The 575-nt window shown below is 69.2% G+C and carries 1 protein-coding gene; it reads left to right on the top strand.

Annotated features, from left to right (window positions below):
- Nucleotides 1-575: DUF1522 domain-containing protein (locus tag CV770_RS41335; protein WP_146101489.1), on the top strand; the 575-nt coding region annotated here is incomplete at both ends.

Genomic DNA, 575 nt, shown 5'->3' with positions numbered 1-575 from the left:
GGCTGCGAGCGGCACCACGACGCTCGGCGCCACCATCGGCACCTTCACGGGTACCGCGGGAACGGCCGGCGACGGCACCACGGCCCTGACCGGCGCCATCACCCTGATCGCGACCAACGGCACGACCGCAACCGGCCTGGCCAGCAACGCCCAGCCCGCCGACGGCGACACGCTGACCGTGAACGGCAAGACCATCACGTTCCGCTCGGGCTCTGCTCCGGCCTCGACTGCGGTTGCGTCCGGCTCGGGCGTCAGCGGCAACCTCGTCACCGACGGCAGCGGCAACACCACGGTCTATCTCGGTACCGCGGGCACTCCGGCTGCGACCGTCAGCGATCTGTTGACCGCGGTCGATCTCGCCAGCGGAGTCAAGACGGCATCCATCACTGCCGGTGCTGCGACGCTCGCCACCAGCTTCAACCAGACTGCTTCGAGCGTTGGTGGCGGTGCCGTCACGCTGAAGAGCTCGACGGGTGCGGATCTGAGCGTCACCGGCAAGGCCGACCTGCTCAAGTCTCTCGGCCTGTCCACGTCTGTGGGCGGCGGCAACGCCACCGTGAGCGTCAACCGAACCA

The organism is Bradyrhizobium sp. AC87j1 (genome assembly GCF_002936975.1).
GTDB classification, from domain to species: domain Bacteria; phylum Pseudomonadota; class Alphaproteobacteria; order Rhizobiales; family Xanthobacteraceae; genus Bradyrhizobium; species Bradyrhizobium shewense.
This window is presented reverse-complemented; position numbering and strand designations above follow the sequence as displayed.